The organism is Chitinilyticum litopenaei DSM 21440 (genome assembly GCF_000428145.1).
GTDB lineage: Bacteria > Pseudomonadota > Gammaproteobacteria > Burkholderiales > Chitinibacteraceae > Chitinilyticum > Chitinilyticum litopenaei.
Window position 1 is genome coordinate 35,332 of record NZ_ATZJ01000027.1, and the last position, 18,263, is coordinate 53,594.

Annotated in this window: 18 protein-coding genes; 13 read left to right on the forward strand and 5 right to left on the reverse strand. The window is 62.3% G+C overall.

Annotated features, from left to right (window positions below; genetic code table 11):
• Positions 1 to 110 precede the first annotated feature (110 nt).
• The 6 genes from C515_RS0111450 to msbA all read left to right on the forward strand — a co-directional run bounded on the left by C515_RS0111450 (position 111) and on the right by msbA (position 8,015).
• Complete coding sequence (locus C515_RS0111450; protein ID WP_028455650.1) at positions 111 to 884, forward strand: cell division protein FtsQ/DivIB; 774 nt, start codon at positions 111 to 113, stop codon at positions 882 to 884.
• An 83-nt stretch (positions 885 to 967) separates the two neighbouring features.
• Positions 968 to 2,200, forward strand: coding sequence for a cell division protein FtsA (gene ftsA / locus C515_RS0111455; RefSeq protein ID WP_028455651.1), 1,233 nt, complete (start codon positions 968 to 970; stop codon positions 2,198 to 2,200).
• 59 nt (positions 2,201 to 2,259) lie between these two features.
• On the forward strand, positions 2,260 to 3,441 hold the full coding sequence (gene ftsZ / locus C515_RS0111460; RefSeq protein WP_051304870.1) for a cell division protein FtsZ: 1,182 nt from the start codon (positions 2,260 to 2,262) through the stop codon (positions 3,439 to 3,441).
• Between the two features lie 694 nt (positions 3,442 to 4,135).
• Entirely contained in the window at positions 4,136 to 5,050 is a 915-nt protein-coding gene (gene lpxC / locus C515_RS0111465; protein ID WP_028455653.1) for a UDP-3-O-acyl-N-acetylglucosamine deacetylase, read from the forward strand.
• A 196-nt stretch (positions 5,051 to 5,246) separates the two neighbouring features.
• The gene (locus C515_RS0111470) at positions 5,247 to 5,969 is read left to right on the forward strand and encodes a 16S rRNA (uracil(1498)-N(3))-methyltransferase (RefSeq protein WP_028455654.1); all 723 of its coding nucleotides are present in this window, start codon (positions 5,247 to 5,249) and stop codon (positions 5,967 to 5,969) included.
• Positions 5,970 to 6,260: 291 nt separating this feature from the next.
• Entirely contained in the window at positions 6,261 to 8,015 is a 1,755-nt protein-coding gene (msbA, locus tag C515_RS0111480; protein ID WP_028455655.1) for a lipid A export permease/ATP-binding protein MsbA, read from the forward strand.
• A gap of 246 nt (positions 8,016 to 8,261) precedes the next feature.
• Here the strand turns inward: msbA and gstA are convergent, their stop codons facing one another.
• Positions 8,262 to 8,867 (reverse strand): glutathione transferase GstA, encoded by a 606-nt coding sequence (gene gstA, locus C515_RS0111485; RefSeq protein ID WP_028455656.1) that lies wholly within the window; start codon positions 8,865 to 8,867, stop codon positions 8,262 to 8,264.
• A 298-nt stretch (positions 8,868 to 9,165) separates the two neighbouring features.
• On the opposite strand from gstA, the gene C515_RS0111490 reads away from it, so the two are divergent.
• Positions 9,166 to 10,857 carry a DUF2813 domain-containing protein gene (locus tag C515_RS0111490; RefSeq protein WP_028455657.1) on the forward strand — a complete coding sequence of 564 codons (1,692 nt, stop codon included), beginning with the start codon at positions 9,166 to 9,168 and terminating at the stop codon, positions 10,855 to 10,857.
• Between the two features lie 112 nt (positions 10,858 to 10,969).
• Here the strand turns inward: C515_RS0111490 and C515_RS0111495 are convergent, their stop codons facing one another.
• Together C515_RS0111495 and C515_RS0111500 are read right to left on the reverse strand one after the other, a co-directional pair.
• Entirely contained in the window at positions 10,970 to 11,248 is a 279-nt protein-coding gene (locus C515_RS0111495) for a hypothetical protein (RefSeq protein ID WP_028455658.1), read from the reverse strand.
• 110 nt (positions 11,249 to 11,358) lie between these two features.
• Positions 11,359 to 11,688 carry a hypothetical protein gene (locus tag C515_RS0111500; RefSeq protein ID WP_028455659.1) on the reverse strand — a complete coding sequence of 110 codons (330 nt, stop codon included), beginning with the start codon at positions 11,686 to 11,688 and terminating at the stop codon, positions 11,359 to 11,361.
• A gap of 90 nt (positions 11,689 to 11,778) precedes the next feature.
• Here C515_RS0111500 and C515_RS20715 point away from each other — a divergent pair, with 90 nt between their 5' ends.
• From C515_RS20715 to C515_RS0111525, 6 genes are all read left to right on the forward strand, one after another.
• Positions 11,779 to 12,591, forward strand: a complete 813-nt coding sequence (locus tag C515_RS20715) for a cysteine hydrolase family protein (protein ID WP_043649215.1) — start codon at positions 11,779 to 11,781, stop codon at positions 12,589 to 12,591.
• A 40-nt stretch (positions 12,592 to 12,631) separates the two neighbouring features.
• On the forward strand, positions 12,632 to 13,162 hold the full coding sequence (locus C515_RS0111510; protein WP_028455660.1) for an REP-associated tyrosine transposase: 531 nt from the start codon (positions 12,632 to 12,634) through the stop codon (positions 13,160 to 13,162).
• An 83-nt stretch (positions 13,163 to 13,245) separates the two neighbouring features.
• Positions 13,246 to 13,614, forward strand: a complete 369-nt coding sequence (locus C515_RS0111515) for an immunity protein PIM1 family protein (protein ID WP_028455661.1) — start codon at positions 13,246 to 13,248, stop codon at positions 13,612 to 13,614.
• Between the two features lie 307 nt (positions 13,615 to 13,921).
• Entirely contained in the window at positions 13,922 to 14,200 is a 279-nt protein-coding gene (locus C515_RS23560; RefSeq protein ID WP_144290433.1) for a hypothetical protein, read from the forward strand.
• 299 nt (positions 14,201 to 14,499) lie between these two features.
• Complete coding sequence (pncB, locus tag C515_RS0111520; RefSeq protein ID WP_028455662.1) at positions 14,500 to 15,711, forward strand: nicotinate phosphoribosyltransferase; 1,212 nt, start codon at positions 14,500 to 14,502, stop codon at positions 15,709 to 15,711.
• A gap of 201 nt (positions 15,712 to 15,912) precedes the next feature.
• Positions 15,913 to 17,082, forward strand: coding sequence for a glycoside hydrolase family 18 protein (locus C515_RS0111525; protein ID WP_028455663.1), 1,170 nt, complete (start codon positions 15,913 to 15,915; stop codon positions 17,080 to 17,082).
• Positions 17,083 to 17,095: 13 nt separating this feature from the next.
• Here C515_RS0111525 and C515_RS0111530 read toward each other — a convergent pair whose 3' ends face one another.
• On the reverse strand, positions 17,096 to 17,896 hold the full coding sequence (locus C515_RS0111530) for a helix-turn-helix domain-containing protein (RefSeq protein WP_144290434.1): 801 nt from the start codon (positions 17,894 to 17,896) through the stop codon (positions 17,096 to 17,098).
• Positions 17,890 to 18,263 (reverse strand): transposase (locus tag C515_RS0111535; protein WP_028455665.1); only part of this gene is annotated, 374 nt, incomplete at its 5' end. The genes C515_RS0111530 and C515_RS0111535, both read right to left, overlap by 7 nt.

Here is an 18,263-nt window from a genome sequence, read left to right on the forward strand (position 1 = left end):
GACAAGGAGCCAGCAGCGCAGCGACCGGAACGTACATGCGGTACGTGAGGATCGCGAGCAGCGCACGACGCCGGACGGGTGTCGCGCAGTAGGCATGGCGAGGTTTTCCAATGTGGGATAAGCCGCAACTGCTGCTCTGGCTGGCCAACTTGCTCACCGCGCTGGCCGTGCTGCTGCTGTTCTATTCGCTGCTGTTCCTGGCCGTGCACTCGCCGCTGTTTCCGGTGAAAAGCATCAAGGTCGACGGCAACCTCGAACACATCACCCGGCAGCAATTGCAATACGTCGTGAAGAACGAACTGAAGGGCACGTTCTTCACGCTGAATCTGGACAAGACCCGGCAAGCCTTTGAAAAGCTGCCCTGGGTCAGAAAGGTCGAAGTACGCCGCCGCTGGCCGGACCGGCTGGAAGTGAACATCGAAGAGCATCGCGCGATTGCACGCTGGGGCACGGTGGGTCTGCTGAACCAGTACGGCGAGCGCTTCGATGCAGCAAGCAATGATGTCCTGCCGGTGCTCGAAGGCCCGGAAGGCACGGAGAAGGAAGTGGTGGACGGGTATCTGGCGCTGAATGCCGCCTTGCAGCCCTTGGGCAAAAAAGCCACGCACCTGTGGCTGTCCGAACGGCGCGCCTGGCGCATTCAGCTCGACAAGCAGCTGATCGTGGAAGTCGGTCGTGACAACGCCCGCGAACGGGTGCAGCGCTTTGTCGCAGCCTACCCGCATTCGCTGGCCCGCCTGCAGCAGCCGTTTGAATACGTGGATTTGCGTTATCCGAACGGTTTTGCCGTGCGCCTGCCGGATTTCCGGCCGGCCAGCGGTCCGGCTTCGGCGCCGGCGGCCAGGCCGCCGGTGAAGCCGGTCGTCCCACGCGCATCGGTTTGAATGGTTTAATTCGGATTTATTCGATATAAAGCAATTAATTAGCCGGTAAATTTAAAGTACTGGTTTAAGTGAAGAGGTTTTCAGTGACAAGAGACGCAAAAAATCTCATCGTCGGACTCGATATCGGCACCTCAAAGGTCGTGGCCGTGGTCGCGGAAATCACCGATGAGGGGGCGCTGAACGTGGTCGGTCTGGGCTCGGCTGCGTCCAGGGGGCTCAAGCGCGGGGTCGTGGTCGACATCGAGAAGACGGTGGCTGCCATCCAGTCGGCGCTGGGTGAAGCCGAGCTGATGGCCGACTGCAAGATCCGCGAGGTGTTCACCGGCATCGCCGGCAGCCACATCAAGGGCATCAATTCGCACGGCATGGTGGCGATCAAGGATCGCGAGGTCACCCAGGCCGACATCGACCGCGTCATCGAAACCGCCAGCGCGGTGAACATCCCCACCGATCACCAGGTGCTGCACATCCTGCCGCAGGAATACATGATCGACGGCCAGGAAGACGTGAAGGAGCCGCTGGGCATGTCCGGCGTGCGCCTGGAAGTCCGTGTGCACATCGTGTCCGGCGCGGTGTCGTCGGTGCAGAACATTACCAAGTGCATCCGCCGCTGCGGACTGGAAATCGCCGAGGTCGTGCTGCAGCCGCTGGCCAGTGCGCACGCGGTGCTCACCGAGGACGAGAAGGACCTGGGCGTGTGCCTGGTCGACATCGGCGGTGGCACCACCGACATGGCCGTATTCATCAATGGCGCGATCCGCCACACGGCGGTGATTCCCATCGCCGGCGATCAGGTCACCAACGACATCGCCATGGCGCTGCGCACGCCGACCGGCGAGGCCGAGAGCATCAAGATGCAGCACGGCACGGCGCTGCGCCACATGACCGATCCCTCGGCCATGATCGAAGTACCGGGGGTGGGCGAGCGCGGGGCGCGCCAGATGAGCCGCCACACGCTGGCCGAAGTGGTCGAGCCGCGTGTGGAGGAGCTTTACAGCATGGTGTTGCAGGAACTGCGCCGCTCGGGTTTTGCCGAGCGCCTCTCCAGCGGCATCGTCATCACCGGCGGCGCGGCGCTGATGCCCGGCATGGTAGAGCTCGGCGAGGAGATTTTCCACATGCCGGTGCGGCTGGGTCTGCCCAAATACGTGGGCGGCCTGGCGGAAGTGGTGAAAAACCCGCGTTATTCGACTGCAGTGGGCTTATTGCTGCTGGCGCGCGAACAGATGATGAAAAACCCGATGGGGCGTGGCAAGGAAGCCGGCATTGGCGACCTGCTGGGCCGCATGAAATCGTGGTTTAAAGACAATTTTTAGGCAATCAGATTTCTGATTAATTCAGCTTGGCGGTAAAATCGGGTCAGAGGAGAAACAAAATGGCATTGACCATCGAAGTACAAGAACCAGTTCATCACGTGAACATCAAGGTAATCGGCGTGGGTGGCGCCGGTTGCAATGCGATCAACAACATGATCGAACACAATCTGCGTGGTGTGCAGTTCATTGCGGCCAATACCGACGCACAGGTACTGCGCCTGTCGCAGGCCAATGACGTGCTGCAGCTTGGCCAGGCGCTCACGCGCGGCCATGGCGCCGGCTGCAAGCCGGACATCGGTCGCCAGGCAGCAGAAGAAGATCGCGAAGAGCTGGCCCGCCTGATCGAAGGCGCCGACCTGCTCTTCATCACCGCCGGCATGGGCGGCGGCACCGGCACGGGCGCAGCCCCGGTGATTGCACAGATCGCCCGCGAAAAAGGCATCATGACCGTCGCTGTCGTGACCCGTCCGGGCATGGTCGAAGGCGTGCGCGAAAAGGTGGCACAGGCCGGTATCGACGAGCTGTCGCGCTATGTCGATTCGATGATCGTGGTCTCCAACGCCAAGCTGGAAGAAGTGCTGGGCGATGACGTCACCTTCGACGAGGCCTTCCGCGCCGCCGACAATGTGCTGCGCGACGCCGTCGCCTCCATCGTCGAGATCATCCATTACCCGGGCCTCGTGAACGTTGACTTTGCCGACGTGCAGACCGTGATGCGCGAAGTCGGCATGGCGATGATGGGCTCGGCCCGCGCCGCCGGCGAAGGCCGTGCGCTGGCTGCCGCCGAGGAAGCCATCCGCAGCCCGCTGCTGGACAATATCAGCATCAAGGGCGCGCGCGGCGTGCTGGTCAACATCTCCGGCGCACGTGCTTCGCTGAAGCGCTCCGAATACACCAATGTGTTGCGCTTCATCCAGGAACAGATCGCCGAAGACGCCGAAATCAAGTGCGGCGTGATTTACGACGAAGAACTGGGCGACGATATCCGCGTCACGCTGATCGCCACCGGTCTGGGCGGCAAGGCCAGCGCCAAGCCGCAACTGTCCGTGGTCAGCACCCCGGCGCTGAAGACCGGCACCGACAATGCTCCGGTCATCAACCCGGAAGACTTCGACACGCCGGCCATCTGGCGCAACAACCGTCGCGGCAGCGATGGCGGCACGGGCGGTCGCACGCCGGTCAGCGTTGGCAGCAATGTCGACATGGACATCCCGGCCTTCCTGCGCCGCCAGGCCGACTAAGCAGCAGCACGCAGTACCGCAGCACCCGCCAAGACAGCAAAACCCGCCAGCACCCTGACCCGGGCTGGCGGGCTTTTGCGTTTCCTGATCCGCAAGATTTCACGGTAAAACCCAAATCAGGCACAAAGGCACAGAGAAAACCGAAGGCAGGCCAGCGGCTTGTTTCAGTGTTTTGCTTCCTCTCGGGCCACAGTGGCTCAAAATGGTTTCTGATTATTTGTCCTCAGGAAGTCCGAGAAGCAACGGCGCTGGTTAGTACGTTCTGCCCTGAAAGCCGCTGAGAAGCGCAGGTTTCCCCGCAGGGGGATGATCAGGTGCGGGACGTGTCTGAGGGCGAAGCCCGCGTTGTCTCGCGCCCCCCGGAAAAACGAGTCCCCCAAGGGGATTTCCTGCGTGGCACATCGCAAGGGACCCCGAGCAGCGGAGCGGAGCGGCTGTCACCGCGCGCGCCTTGGGGGTGTCGGGGGCTTGGCAAACGCGGGGTCCCCGCAAAGTCGCAGACTTTTGGGGGTGCAGTAGAGCCCCTTGACGTGCCGCCGGGCACCCCCGGCATCTAAAACATCGCGCCACAGGCGCGGAAATGATTGCGGCTGTGCTGGCACAACCGGCGAACAATCGGCCTGATTGGCGCAATCAATCCAGCCGGGCCGGCCGTGCTGCTAGAATGCGCAGACACGTCAAGAACGAAGCCGCCATGTTCCAGCAACGCACCCTGAAGTCGCCCATTCGCGCCACCGGCGTCGGCCTGCATTCCGGCGTCAAGACCACGCTGACACTCAAGCCCGCTCCCGTCGATTCAGGCATCCGCTTCCACCGCGTGGATCTGCCCGACAGCCAGCCCTTTCGCGTGCATCCGGACCAGGTGAACGACACCCGCATGTCGTCGACGCTGGTCGTTGATCAGGTACGCGTCGGCACCATCGAGCACCTGATGTCGGCCTTTGCCGGGCTGGGCCTGGACAATGTGCTGGTCGAGGTCGACGCGCAGGAAATGCCCATCATGGACGGCTCGGCGGCGCCCTTCATCTACCTGCTGCAAAGCGCCGGCATTGTCGACCAGGCCGCGGCCAAGCGTTTTGTGCGCGTGAAAAAGCCGCTGGAAGTGCACGACGGCGACAAATGGGTGAAGCTCGAACCGCACGAGGGCTACAAGGTGCAGCTGACCATCGATTTCCAGCACCCGGCCTTCAAGAAATCCAGCCAGACCGTGGCCTTCGATTTTGCTGACACCAATTACATCGACGCCATCGCGCGCGCGCGCACCTTCGGCTTCATTCACGAGGTCGAATACCTGCGCGCCAATGGCCTGGCGCGCGGCGGCAATATGGACAACGTCGTGGTGATCGATGAATACCGCGTCATCAACGAAGGCGGCCTGCGCTTTGAGGACGAGTTTGTGCGGCACAAGATTCTGGACGCCATCGGCGACCTCTACATCCTTGGCCACCCGCTGATCGCCAGCTTTTCCGGCTTCAAGTCCGGCCATGCGCTGAACAACAAGCTGCTGCGCGCCCTGCTCGCCGACCCGGATTCCTACGAGTTCGTCACCTTCACGCGCCGCGAAGACGTGCCCTCAAGCTTCCACGAACTGCCGCCGCTGGATATCTGAAAAGCATCTCACCACAGAGTCACAGAGAACACAGAGCAGGCAACAGGCTGTGCGAACACTGGACATTCCGACCGTATTAGCCTGTAGCCTTTTATAAATAAGCGCTACAGCGCCATACCTAGCCCATCGTCGTCTTGAAGTTTCGTTTTCTCTGTGTCCTCTGTGTCTCTGTGGTTCATAAATAGGTTTTGCAAGCATGCCCCGTTTCCATCTTCCCCAGGCACTGAACCCCGGTGCCGAGTTCGAACTGCCCGAGGCGCAAGCGCGCCATGTGCAGGTACTGCGCATGCAGCCCGGCGAGTCCATCATCCTGTTCAACGGCGCTGGTGGCGAGCATACGGCGGTGATCACCGCAATGGGCAAGCGCAGCGTGGCGGTGCGGGTCACCGGTTTTGACGAAACCACGCGCGAATCACCGCTGCAGCTCACGCTGGTGCAGGTCGTCACCGCCGCCGATCGCATGGACTACACGGTGCAGAAGGCCACCGAGCTGGGCGTGAACGTCATTCAGCCCATCACCAGCCAGTATTGCCAGCAGCGCTTTGCCGGCGAGCGCGCCGAAAAACGCCTCGCTCACTGGGAAGGCGTCGCCGCCGCCGCTGCCGAGCAGTGCGGCAGAACGACGGTGCCGGAAATCCGCGCCATCGTGTCACTGGAGCAATGGCTGGCGCAGCCCTGTGCGGCCGATTTGCGCCTGCTGCTGTGCCCGACCGGCGCCATGCGCTGGGCCGATCTGCCGGCCACGGCTACTTCGGCGGTCATGCTCGTCGGCCCGGAAGGGGGGTTTAGCGCCGCCGAGGATGAAATGGCGATCGCCTGCGGCTATACCCCGGTCATTCTCGGCCCGCGCCTCTTTCGCGCCGAAACCGTCGCCCCGGTCGTTGCCGGCCTTTTGCAGGCCCGCTATGGGGATTTCTGAGTGAGGTGTGAGGTGTGAGGTGTGAGGTGTGAGGTGTGAGGTGTGAGGTGTGAGGTGTGAGGTGTGAGGTGTGAGGTGTGAGGTGCAGCCCAGCATACTGCAATGCCCATAACCACACAGCCCAACAGAGCAAAAGGCTGCAAGCGCATACCCATCAATCCAGCAATTCATTCTGCTGCAAGGCACCTGAATGGCTGCCGCCGTACCTGGCAAACCACAGCTTGCCCGCGCCCAGCGCCATTCTTCGGCCCGCCCCTTCCCGTATAATCGCCGGCTTCATCCGGAGGCACCATGAACAGCAGGCAGCTCTATTTCCGCGTCCTGGGAGAAATCAAACCCTATTGGCCGGTCATCCTCTTCAATATGGTCTGTCTGGGCCTCGCAGCGGCGGTCGACGCCGGCATGACGCTGCTGCTCAAACCATTGATCGACCAGAACCTGAAGGCCGACTCGCTGGCGCAAACCGCCGCCTGGGTCGTGCCCGCGCAGATTTTCGGGCTGGCCATCCTGCGCATGCTGACCAATTTCGGCAATGAATACACCAGCAACTGGCTGGGCACCCGCGTGGTGGCCGACCTGCGCGACAAGATGTTCGCCCGCATGATCAACATGCCGGTGCGCTTTTTTGACCAGAGCTCGACCGGGGTGCTGATTTCGCGCATCACCAACGACGTCAACCAGATCATGCAGGCCGGCATCCAGGTGATGACGGTCTTTGTGCGCGACATTCTCTCCGTCATCTTTTACCTCGGCGTCATGCTCTATCAGGACTGGCGCCTCACGCTGCTGTGCATCGGCCTGATTCCCGCCGTGGCGCTCAGCATACGCCTGGTGGGCAAGCGCCAGCGCCGGCTGGCGCGCGAATCGCAGAATCAGGTCGGCATCATCACCAGCACGCTGGACGAGGCCTTTTCCGGCCAGCGCGTGGTGAAGATTTTCGGCGGGCAGGAGTATGAAAAGGGCCGCTTTGGCGTGGTGAACAACAAGCTGCGACTGGTCAACGTGAAGCAGACTGCCACCTCCAGCCTCAACTCCAGCCTCATGATGCTGATGATCGGCACCACACTGGCCATCGTCATCTACTTCGCCACGCTGCAGGCGCAGGCCGGCCACCTCACGGCCGGCGGCTTTGTCGCCTTCATTGTCGCCATGATGGCGATGCAGGGGCCGATCAAGAGCATCACCAAGATGAACGAGCAGCTGCACAAGGGTCTGGCGGCCGCCGAATCGGTGTATCACGTGCTCGACCAGGAGGCCGAACGCGACAGCGGCACACGCCCGCTCGAACGGGCACGCGGAGAAATCCGCGTCGAGGGCCTGCGCTTTCACTATGGCGCCGAGCACGCGGGTGATGCGCAAAAATGGGCGCTCGACGGCATCGACCTCGCCATCGCCGCCGGTGAAAGCATCGCCCTTGTGGGTTCATCCGGCTCGGGCAAGACCACGCTGGCCAACCTGATGCCACGCTTCTACGAGCCGGTGGCAGGACGCATCCTGCTCGATGGCGTGCCGCTCGCCGATTACCGGCTGAAGGATCTGCGCCAGCAGATTGCGCTGGTCAGCCAGGATGTCGTGCTGTTCAACGACAGCGTCAGCGCCAACATCGCCTACGGCGACCCGCAGCCGGACGCGGAACGCATCCGCCTGGCGGCCGACGCGGCCTTTGCCACCGAATTCATCGAGCAGATGGCGCAGGGCTTCGCTACCGAACTGGGCGAGAATGGCGTCAGACTCTCTGGCGGCCAGCGCCAGCGACTGGCCATTGCCCGCGCCATCTACAAGAACGCGCCCATCCTGATTCTCGACGAGGCGACCTCGGCACTCGATACCGAATCGGAGCGCAAGGTGCAGGCCGCGCTGGAAAACCTGATGAAGGACCGCACGACGCTGGTGATCGCGCACCGCTTGTCCACCATCGAAAACGCCGACCGCATCGTGGTCATGCGCCAGGGCAAGATCGTGGAAACAGGCCGCCACGCCGAGCTGCTGGCCAGACAGGGGCTGTATGCACAGATGCATGCCGTGCAGTTCAGTGACGCACCATAAACAGCAAGGGTATTGGCTTGCAGCCTTTTCACCTCAAGGCCCGCAGACCCATACCCATCAAACGCAGCACTGATCAGGCAGCTGCGTCAGCAAAGTTCAATTCGTCATTCCCGCAAAAGCGGGAATCCAGCTGCAATGCCTGTTCAAGCGGTGCTCTGGATGCCGGCTCTGACCTGGGCAATCCCCGTGGGACGCCGGCACGACGAGTTGCTGAGCTGGCTACCTAATCAGGAACTGCCTTGCCCTCTACTTGAGCAAGCCCTCCTCGCCCAGCGCACGATGCACGGCCGGCCGTGCGGCGATGCGCGCCTGGAACGCCAGCAGGGCCGGATAGCCGGAGAGGTCGATGCTCAGGAAATCGCACCAGCCCAGCAGCGCAAACAGATAGCCATCGGCCACGGTGAACTGGCGCAGCAGGTAATCATGGCTGCCCAGCACCTGCTCCAGCCGGCCCAGCCGTGGCGCCAGCCGCGCGAGCAGCAACGCCTTGCTCTGGTCCGGCACGGCCGGGCTGAAAAACGGCGTGAGGCACTGGTGGATTTCGGTGGCGAGAAAATTCAGCCACTCCTGCAGGCGATAGCGCGCCAGCGTGCCATTGGGCGGCGCCAGCTGTTTTTCCGGCACGCGGTCGGCGATGTACTGCACGATGGCACTGCCCTCGGTGAGGATTTCGCCATCCGGCAGCTCCAGCGCCGGCACATAGCCCAGCGGATTGACCAGATAGTAGTCGCGCCCGGCTTCGGTGACGTGGCTGGCAACATCGATGCGCTCCAGCGTGTAATCGAGCCCCGATTCGGCCAGGGCGATGTGCGGCGACAGCGAGCTGGCGCCGGGAAAATAATAGAGTTTCATGACGGATTACCTCGCAGCGTGAAACACAGACTGGCCGCCCACCTGCCGGCCGGCAAGACCGGGGACAACCTCCAACGGCTGAACTGTGGTCCAGTTCCCCAGCCAAGACAAGCCAGACTGCCCGCAATCCGTTCCCGCCGGCGATTGCCAGCGCCAGCGCGGTATCGCACACTGCGGCATCGCCACGCTTGCCGGAGCATGGTCAGCAAGTCCTGGTACTTGCTTGCGCTTGCTTTCGCGCCCCGGCAAACTGGCGGGCTTGCGTAAAAAGTAATCAAACATCAACTGAGCCTGGCCCATGTTGCTGCACCGCATCCAGATCGCCAACTTTCGCGGCATCAGCCAGATTGACCTGACGCTGGATGATGACGCCACGGCGCTGTTCGGCGAGAACAACTGGGGCAAGACCAGCCTGGTCGTCGCCCTGTCGCGCTGCCTGGCCAGCCCGCTGCCCGACGCCAGCCTGTTCAGCCTGGACGACTTTCACCGCGTCGCCAACAACCGCGCCAGCATTGCCAAGCGCCTGCACATCACGCTGTGGTTCCGCCTGCGCGACGGCGAGGACTGGTTTGACCGCCGGCTGGCGGTGCTGGGCTGGCGTGATGCCGAGGGGCGCATGCTGCTGGGCCTGCGCTTTGCCGCCGAACGCTTCGGCCACGGCGAGTGCCGGGCACGCCGCAGTTTTGTCGGCGAGGATGGCAGCGAAATCCGCCCGGCCGACGGCGACGCCCTGATCGATGCGCTGATCCGCCTGCACCCGGCACTGCGCTTCAAGGACATGATGCTCACCGACTGGCTGGAGCATCCGCGCCTGAATGCGCGTGCGGCGACCGAGGCGGCCGATCTGCCGGCCAACGACGCGGTGCGCGCCGTCTTCGAGCGCATCCTGAATCTGCCGCACCAGCTGCACCCGCAGGAGCTGGCCCAGGGCCTGGCTGCGATGCAGGGCCTGCTGGGCGAACACCACCGGCTGCTGGGCGAGCGCGCGCCCGACCAGCGCACCGCGGAAGACATCGCTGCCGCGCCACTGCGTTTTCGCAGCGAGGACAGCCTGATCGAGCTGGCGCAGCGCTCGGGGTCGGGTCTGCGCCGCGTCGCGCTGCTGATGCTGCTGGGCGGGCTGCTGGCCGCGCGCGGCGAGCACCCGCTGCCCGACGAGGCCGAGCCCATCCTGGTCATGGAAGACCCGGAAACGCATCTGCACCCGATCCAGCTTGCGCTGATGTGGGGGCTGATCGAGCAGCTGCCACTGCAAAAGCTGGTCACCACCAACAGTGGCGAACTGCTGGCCAGCTTTCCGCAGCAGGCGCTGCGCCGGCTGGTGCGCCAGCCCACGCACATCGAGGTCTACCAGCTGGGCGCCACGGCCTTGTCGCTGGCCGACGCGCGCAAGGTGGCCTTTCACATCCGCAGCAACCGCGCCAGCAGCATGTTTGCGCGCGTGTGGCTGCTGGTCGAGGGCGAAACCGAGTTCTGGCTGCTGCCCGAGCTGGCGCGCATCTGTGGCGTCAATTTCGCCGTGGACGGCATCCGCTGCGTCGAATTCGCCCAGACCGGGCTGACACCGCTGATCAAGTTCGCCGATCACCTCGGCATCCGCTGGCATGTACTGTGCGACGGCGACGACGCCGGGCAGAAATACCTGCAGCGCAGCCAGGCGCAGCTGCGCGGCCGTGACGCGGCGCTGCACATTACCGCGCTGCCCAGCCGCGACATCGAGCATTTCCTGTGGGACAACGGCTTTGCCGATGCCTTCCGCGACGCCGCCGCCCCCAAGGCCAGCGGCAATCCCTGGCATGAGGCGGCGCTCGCCAGGCAGGCGCCGCTGGCCGACGAAGAAGTGATCGCCCGCGCGCTGCGCCATCACAGCAAACCCGGCATGGCGCTGGAAATTGCCGAGGCCGCCGAAATCAAGGGCCGCGACGCCATCCCCCTGCAACTGCAGCAACTGTTCGCCACCGTGCAGCGACTGGCCGGCGAAGGCGACTGATTGCCCGGCACGGCCAAGGATCGGCGTCGGCGGCAGCGCAGCTGGCCGGCAATACACGGCACCGTATATTACTGCAGCCAATCGCCATGAAAGGCTGCACGCCCATACCCCATCAACCCTGCAATGCCGCCAGTACGGCCTGCTGGTTGTCGCAGTTTGCCAGCGCCAGCCGCAAACGGTTGTAGGCGGCACTGGCCTCGTCCGGGTATTTGCCGAAAGGCACCAGATTGTGGTGCTTCCAGCCAGCCGCCTGCAGCGCGGCCGTGCGGAACTTGTTGTGATCGCTCATTTCCCCGGGCAGCTGCAACAATGCATGATCAATCAGCACATGCGGCCAGGGCGTGCGGGAAAGCGAGGTGAAATGCTGGGGCTGAACTTCATCAAACTGCATGGCTGGGATTCCCTTTGCCGGGTGAATGGGCCGAGCCACAGGCAGTGGCACTGGTTCAGGAAGTCTTGGTCAGCCCCCGGAGAAGTGCAAGCGCCGTTGGCGTGCCGGCCTCAGAAAATGAAGGCATAAGCGATCATCACCGCCAGATCGATCAGCATGCCGGCCACCACCAGATACAGCGCATTGAACACCCACTGCTGCTCGGCCGGAATTGCATGGCGGCAGGCCCGGGAAAACACCAGATCGTTCACCGTATTGGCGTCGCTGTTGAACTGGCCGATCATCAGACGCGGATCGTTGAAATGCCGGGTGCGCAGATCGCGCTCGTTTTCCAGCTCCACGTCCGGGTAGTAGCGATAAATCAGCCGCCGCGCGCGGTGATAAAGCTCGGCGTACAGCACGCCGAGTGCGGCCATGATCAGTAACAGGATGAGCGTCATTTCTGATTGTCCGGAAAGGGCCTGGCGCCACGATGCTGCCGGCCTTTCTGCATGATAAGCTGGCTTACTCCCAACCGACAGGGTTCCGCGATGTCTGTTCACCTGCTGCTCATCGACCCGCAAAACGATTTCTGCGACCAGCCGGGCGCTGCGCTGCCGGTGGCCGGCGCGACCGCCGACCTGCAGCGCGTGGCGCAGTTGATAGCCCGGCTCGGCGAGCGGCTCGCCGCCATCCATGTCACGCTCGACACCCACCAACCGCTCGACATCGCCCACCCGGTCTGGTGGCGCGATGCGGCGGGCAACCCGCCTGCGCCATTCACCGTCATCACCGCGAATGAGGTGCACGCCGGGATCTGGCTGGCGCGCGACCCCGCGCAGCAGGCGGCGAGCGTAGCGTATGTCGACGCACTGGCCGCCAGCGGCAAATACCAGCTCGTCATCTGGCCCGAGCACTGCCTGGCCGGCAGCCCCGGCCACGCCGTGCAGCCGGACGTGCTCGCCGCGCTGCACAACTGGAGTCGCAGCCAGCTCAAGACGGTGAACTTCGTCAGCAAGGGCATGAATCCGCGCACCGAGCATTACTCGGCGATCCAGGCCGAAGTGCCCGACCCGCAGGATGCCGCCACGCGCCCCGACGACGCCTGGCTCGCGCAGCTGGCGCAAGCCGACACGCTGCTGATCGCCGGCGAAGCGCTGTCGCACTGCGTCGCCAGCACCGTGCGCGACCTTGCCGCGCAACTGCCGGATCGCATTGACCGCTTCGTGCTGCTGACGGACTGCAGCAGCCCGGTGGCGGGCTTTGAAGCACTGGGCAAGGCGTTTGTGGCGGAAGTGGCAAACCAAGGAATGACGTTGGCAACCTCGGATAACCTTGCCGTAGGTACGATTAGCGCAGCGTAATCGTACGCATGCCCGCCCCCCCCATAAACAAAGGAAAACCATGCCCGATTACCGTCGCGCCTTTGTCCCCGGTGGCACTTGGTTTTTCACCGTCAATTTGCTGCAGCGACACCAAAACGATTTGCTGGTTCGCGAAATCGACACGCTACGGCGGATTGTCCGGCAGGTACGCCAACGGCATCCCTTTCACATTGATGCCTGGGTCGTGCTGCCTGAGCACCTGCACGCGGTGCTGACCCTGCCGCCCGGCGATGCCGACTTCAGCCTGCGCTGGCGGCTGATCAAAAGTGGCTTTGCCAAAGCGCAGCCGCGCACCGAGCGCCTCTCGGCTGCGCGCCAGCGCTACGGCGAACGCGGCATCTGGCAGCGGCATTTCTGGGAACACCTGATGCGCGACGAGGCGGATTACCAACGGCATGTGGATTATGTGCACGTCAATCCGCTCAAGCACGGCCTCGTCACCCGCGTCGCGGATTGGCCGTATTCGACCTTTCATCGCGCGGTGGCGGAAGGCATTTATCCCGCAGACTGGTGTGGCGATGTGGCGGCAGTGGTCGGTGGCGGCGATTGACATGCGTACGATTACGCTGCGCTAATCATACCTACGCGGGCTATTTATCCGATAAGCAGGCAAGCACCAGGGGATTCGACTCAATGATCAATAGCAATTTGATTGAGATTGACAACTACTTGTCAACACCCTCGTTTTTTGACTTCCTCAAATCACTTGATACGGAAAGCGCACTGGACTCAAGAGACGATCCGAATTTTGACAAACGCTGGATGACCGAATTCAGCGCATTAACAAGCGCAAAAATCCAGGACGAGGATGTTCAATTTATTGACTCTTTGCGAGAAAAGGCATTCAAACTCTCATTTCGTGCAAGCAACAGCACCGAGCTTGCTGCATACATCTCCGACGACATCGAATTGATCTCCAAAAGCTATGCCACCGGACAGGAAACCTGTTGGCCGATTACTCACTTATGGACTTATTATAAAAACGGAAAATTTCCAGAATAGGCACCGACAGTCCGAGCCGTCCCGTTAAATCGGCACGCTACTGCGGATTAACCGGCAATGCCAAACCAGTCTAGTCTAACGAATCGGATCTATCAGATCGACAAGTGCAGCAATGCAAATGCGATGAATGGTGGCAATGAGTGACATGCGTACGATTACGCTGCGCTAATCGTACCTACGCGGGCTTCTTATAAAAACGGAAAATTTCCAGAATAGGTACCGACAACCCGAGCAGTCGCGTTAAATCGGCACGCTACCGCGAATTTCGACAATTTCATCCAGGCAAGACAATAAAACCAAGGCAATCATGCAAAATTCAATCAAAGCAATCTCAGAAGCAGTACTGAACACGCCACCCAACACAGACTGGGATAAAATCACTGTAATCGCAAAAATAATATCACGACACTGTGAATTCGAAGGCTGGGCAACAAACAAAGGCAACACCAAATCAACTTCAGTTGACTTTGATGCAACAGATTTAATCGAAGAATTAAGAGAAAAAATGGCAGCTGACACAGGCAATGCCTGGTACACAATGAGGATCGACATCAACCGTAACGGTGAGTTTGATTTTTTTCTTTGACTATGAGAACTTTCCCAATTTTACTTACCCCCCAACTGAAGACAAAATACGAGAAGAGCGCACTAAGTATCCTGCAAAACCCGCGTAGGTACGTATATGGATTCCTCCGTCAATAAGCAAACTGATGCGATCTCCAACAATACTTTCATAAAAAATTGTTTACAGATAGCACGATTGAAAATGCGCAAATAGCCCGCGTAGGTACGATTAGCGCAGCATAATCGTACGCATGCGCGGCCACCTTCCCGCCCCAACCCCGCTGGCGCATACTCCCCTCACCCCACCACGCCCGTCCGCCCATGCCCGCCTTCCTCCCCGTCATCGAATCGCTGCTCGACACCGATCTGTACAAGTTCACCATGATGCAGGAGATCCTGCACAAGCAGCCGCAGGCGCAGGCGGAGTACGCGTTCAAGTGCCGCAATGTGCCGCAGCATCCGCTCAGCCAGTGCCGCGACGAGATCGACGCGCAGCTCGATCATCTGTGCAGCCTGCGCTTTGCCGAGCCGGAGCTGGCGTATCTCGGCGGGCTGCGTTTCATCAAGTCCGATTTCGTCGATTTCCTGCGGCTGTTCCAGTTGCAGCGGCGCTTTATCCATGTGGATGTGGCGGACAATGGCGAGCTGACGATCCGCGTGCGCGGGCCGATGCTGCATTGCATGCTGTTCGAGATTTATGTGCTGGCCATCGTCAACGAGGTGTATTTCCGGCAATTCCCGCCAGCGGCGGCGCTGGCCACCGGGCGCGCGAAGCTGGCGGAGAAACTCGCGCAGTTGCGTGACTTTGGCAGGGAAGCGCCGCGCCGCCATCCCTTCGTGTTTTTCGATTTCGGCACACGGCGGCGCTTTTCGCGCGACTGGCATGCCGAGGTGGTGGCGACGCTGGCTGCCGAGGCGCAGCCGGCGTTTCGCGGCACCAGCAATGTGCTGCTGGCGATGCGCTACGGCCTCACGCCCATCGGCACGATGGCGCACGAGTACCTGCAGGCCTTCCAGAGCTTCGGTTCGCGGCTGCGCGATTTCCAGAAGAATGCGCTGGAGCACTGGGTGCACGAATACCGCGGCGATCTGGGCATCGCGCTGACCGATGTGGTGGGCACCGACGCCTTCCTGCGCGATTTCGACCTGTATTTCTGCAAGCTGTTTGACGGGCTGCGCCACGATTCAGGCGATCCGTTTGCCTGGGGCGAGAAGGTGATCGCGCATTACGAGGCGATGCGCATCGATCCGGCGACCAAGCAGCTGGTGTTCAGCGACGGGCTGAATCTGCCGCGCGCGTTTGCGCTGTATCGCCATTTTGCCGATCGGGCGAAACTGGGCTTTGGCATCGGCACCGATCTGTCCAACGATTGCGGGCACGAGCCGCTGCAGATCGTGATGAAGCTGGTGGCGTGCAACGGCCAGCCGGTGGCGAAGGTGAGCGACACACCGGGCAAGGGCATGTGCGAGGACGTGAATTTCCTCAACTACCTGTGCGATGTGTTCCGGATCAATCAGCTTGCCGGAAACTGATACCCAGCACCGCATTACCCTGTAGCCTTTACTCATAAATGGCTACAGGTCAATACCCTTTAATAGTTCGTCACCAACAACACGACTTGCCGAATCCGGACAAGCCGCTGGCTGATCCGGCCATGTTGTGCGGGCAAGCCTGGGCGTAGAGTCGCGGCATGCCGGCGCGGACGGTCCGCGCGCGGTTTCAGGGAGAAGAACATGTCCAGAATTCTGATTGCCGGCAGCCTGCTCGGGCTGGCCGCGCTGTCCGCCCCGCTTGCCGCTGCCGACAAGCTGGTTTCCTATCTGCCGACGTGGAAAGACGCCGGCGCCATCAAGCTGGCTGGCGAGCGCCTGCCGCAGCTGACGCACGGCATCCTGTCCTTTATCGAGGTGAACGAAGCCGGTGAAGCCTTCCTGGCGCCGGCGACCAAGGCTGGCGCGGCGCTGTGGCAAGCCGAGCTGGCCAAGGCGAAAAAAGCCAACCCCGAATTCGTCTGCCTGTGGGCCATCGGCGGCTGGACCGGCTCGAAGAACATCGCCAAGACGGCGCGCAGCGAAGCTGGCCGTGCGAAGCTGATCAAGTCGTCGATTGCCATCATGCGCGATTCGCAATGCAGCGGTCTGGATCTGGACTGGGAGCATCCGGTGACCGGCGGCGACTACGCGGCGGACGCCAGCGCGGCCGACCTGCAGAACTGGGTGAGCCTGCTGCGCGAATTCCGCGTGGCACTGGACGCCGCCGGCAAGGCCGACAAGAAGCGTTATGAACTCAGCGCCGCCGTGCCGGCGCTCAACGGCGGCTGGGTGCTGCAGGGTTACGACCTGAAGGCCGCGCTGCCCAGCCTCGATTTCGTCAACCTGATGGCCTACGACTACGCGGGCGGCTGGAGCAAGACCAGCACGCTGCAGGCCGCGCTGCACCCGGTGCCCGGCGATCCGGACGGCCAGGTGCTGGCGATCAGCAAGGCGGTGGAGTACTACAGGGCGCAGGGCGCGAAGCCCGAGCAGCTGGTGCTGGGCGTGCCCTTCTACGGCCGCGCGCTCGGCAATGTCGCACCCGGCCCCAGGGGCGACGGCCTGGCCCAGCCCATGTCCGGCCCGGGACTGAAGGATGCCGGCGGCGATGGCACCTTCGCCTTTGCCGAGCTGGGCAAGTATCTGGGCAAGGACGGCTGGCAGCTGCACCGCAGCAAGGAAGCCGGCAACGCGCCGTATCTGTACCACGCCGGGCGCAAAGAGCTGCTGACGTATGACGATGCCGAATCGCTGGCCGAGAAGGTGAAATTCGTGAAGGCGCAAAAGCTGGGCGGGCTGATGATCTGGGAAATCACCCAGGATGATGCGAAGCACACGCTGTTCGACGCGCTGAAAGGCACAAAGAAGTAAGCCGCGCTGCCGGTCAGGCTGGCCTGACCGGCAGCATGGCGCGCAGCCATTCGCCGTGCGGCGTGTCGCGCCAGTGGTAGACGTAGGGGCGCGTCATGTCGGCCGTCCACGTGGTCTGGCGGTCCAGCCAGTCCTCGTGCAGCCATTGCGTGAGGAAGGGCTCGTTCACCGTTTCCAGCACTGCATACAGGCCGCCGGGAATGCTGCGCGCCAGCAGGCCCTGCGGCGGCGGGCCGTCGGCCAGCAGACCGATGTCGCCGATCAGGTCATCGGGGCGGGTTATGCCGTTGTCTTCCGGCCACAGGCTGCACCAGGTCGGATTCTCGCCGATCAGCCCGGCGCGCTGGTACGACTCGGCCAGCCGAACACTACTGGCATAGCTGTCGAATCCCCACAGGCCGAACTGGCGGACGAACCACATGTGCGCCGCCGGCATGCGCCTGAGCGTGATCCGGTCGCCGACAAAGCTGCGGCGGGCCATCACGTCGCGCCAGAAATCATAAAAGGCCAGCGCATCCGGGCTTTGCTGGCTGGCCAGCCGGGCATCGATGTGCTTCTGGTTGTCCTGCATGTAGTCGTGCCAGGCACCGTGGCGCCAATCACTGGGACTGAAACCGAAATACTGGCGAAAACTGCGCGAGAAACTGGCGTTGCTGGCAAAGCCGCACTCCTGCGCAAGCTGCAGCAGGCTCGTGCGCGCCTCGTAGCGCACGCGCAGGGCAGCGCGCTGCAGACGGCGCAGGCGCAGGTAATCCATCGGCGTGCGCCCGACTGCGTCGCCGAACACGCGCTCAAAGTGAAACCTGATTAGCAAGCCCCCTCAGCTTTCTTACGTAGCCACAATTCTGTCTTTGGGCCGCAAGCCACTACCGCCAGTAGTAAGCGTTCAGGCAAGCTATCCAGCCGGAAGCGGCGGTTGAAACGGTAGGCGATGGCGGCCAGGTAACGATCAGCGTACTTGCCGAAGGCAAACGCATGGTAAGCGCCCGCGAGCGTCATCTTGACATTCCCGAGCACGGTGTTGATCCAGTAAAACTCCGGCAAGTCCTTCGGTTTCTTGCCGCCAGCGACCCGAACCTCATGCTGGCAGCCCGCGGCAGTCACCGCCCGGAATGCCGGCAAGCCATCCGAGATCACTCGTGCGCCACTGGCCAGGTTGCTCTTGGCCCACTCGGCAATGG

Bases quoted from the DNA above. Each gene is read 5' to 3' on its own strand.
- C515_RS0111450 (WP_028455650.1), top strand. From the start codon at position 111: ATGTGGGATAAGCCGCAACTGCTGCTCTGGCTGGCCAACTTGCTCACC.
- ftsZ (WP_051304870.1), top strand. From the start codon at position 2,260: ATGGCATTGACCATCGAAGTACAAGAACCAGTTCATCACGTGAACATC.
- lpxC (WP_028455653.1), top strand. From the start codon at position 4,136: ATGTTCCAGCAACGCACCCTGAAGTCGCCCATTCGCGCCACCGGCGTC.
- C515_RS0111470 (WP_028455654.1), top strand. From the start codon at position 5,247: ATGCCCCGTTTCCATCTTCCCCAGGCACTGAACCCCGGTGCCGAGTTC.
- msbA (WP_028455655.1), top strand. From the start codon at position 6,261: ATGAACAGCAGGCAGCTCTATTTCCGCGTCCTGGGAGAAATCAAACCC.
- gstA (WP_028455656.1), bottom strand. From the start codon at position 8,867: ATGAAACTCTATTATTTTCCCGGCGCCAGCTCGCTGTCGCCGCACATC.
- C515_RS0111490 (WP_028455657.1), top strand. From the start codon at position 9,166: ATGTTGCTGCACCGCATCCAGATCGCCAACTTTCGCGGCATCAGCCAG.
- C515_RS0111495 (WP_028455658.1), bottom strand. From the start codon at position 11,248: ATGCAGTTTGATGAAGTTCAGCCCCAGCATTTCACCTCGCTTTCCCGC.
- C515_RS0111500 (WP_028455659.1), bottom strand. From the start codon at position 11,688: ATGACGCTCATCCTGTTACTGATCATGGCCGCACTCGGCGTGCTGTAC.
- C515_RS20715 (WP_043649215.1), top strand. From the start codon at position 11,779: ATGTCTGTTCACCTGCTGCTCATCGACCCGCAAAACGATTTCTGCGAC.
- C515_RS0111510 (WP_028455660.1), top strand. From the start codon at position 12,632: ATGCCCGATTACCGTCGCGCCTTTGTCCCCGGTGGCACTTGGTTTTTC.
- C515_RS0111515 (WP_028455661.1), top strand. From the start codon at position 13,246: ATGATCAATAGCAATTTGATTGAGATTGACAACTACTTGTCAACACCC.
- C515_RS23560 (WP_144290433.1), top strand. From the start codon at position 13,922: ATGCAAAATTCAATCAAAGCAATCTCAGAAGCAGTACTGAACACGCCA.
- pncB (WP_028455662.1), top strand. From the start codon at position 14,500: ATGCCCGCCTTCCTCCCCGTCATCGAATCGCTGCTCGACACCGATCTG.
- C515_RS0111525 (WP_028455663.1), top strand. From the start codon at position 15,913: ATGTCCAGAATTCTGATTGCCGGCAGCCTGCTCGGGCTGGCCGCGCTG.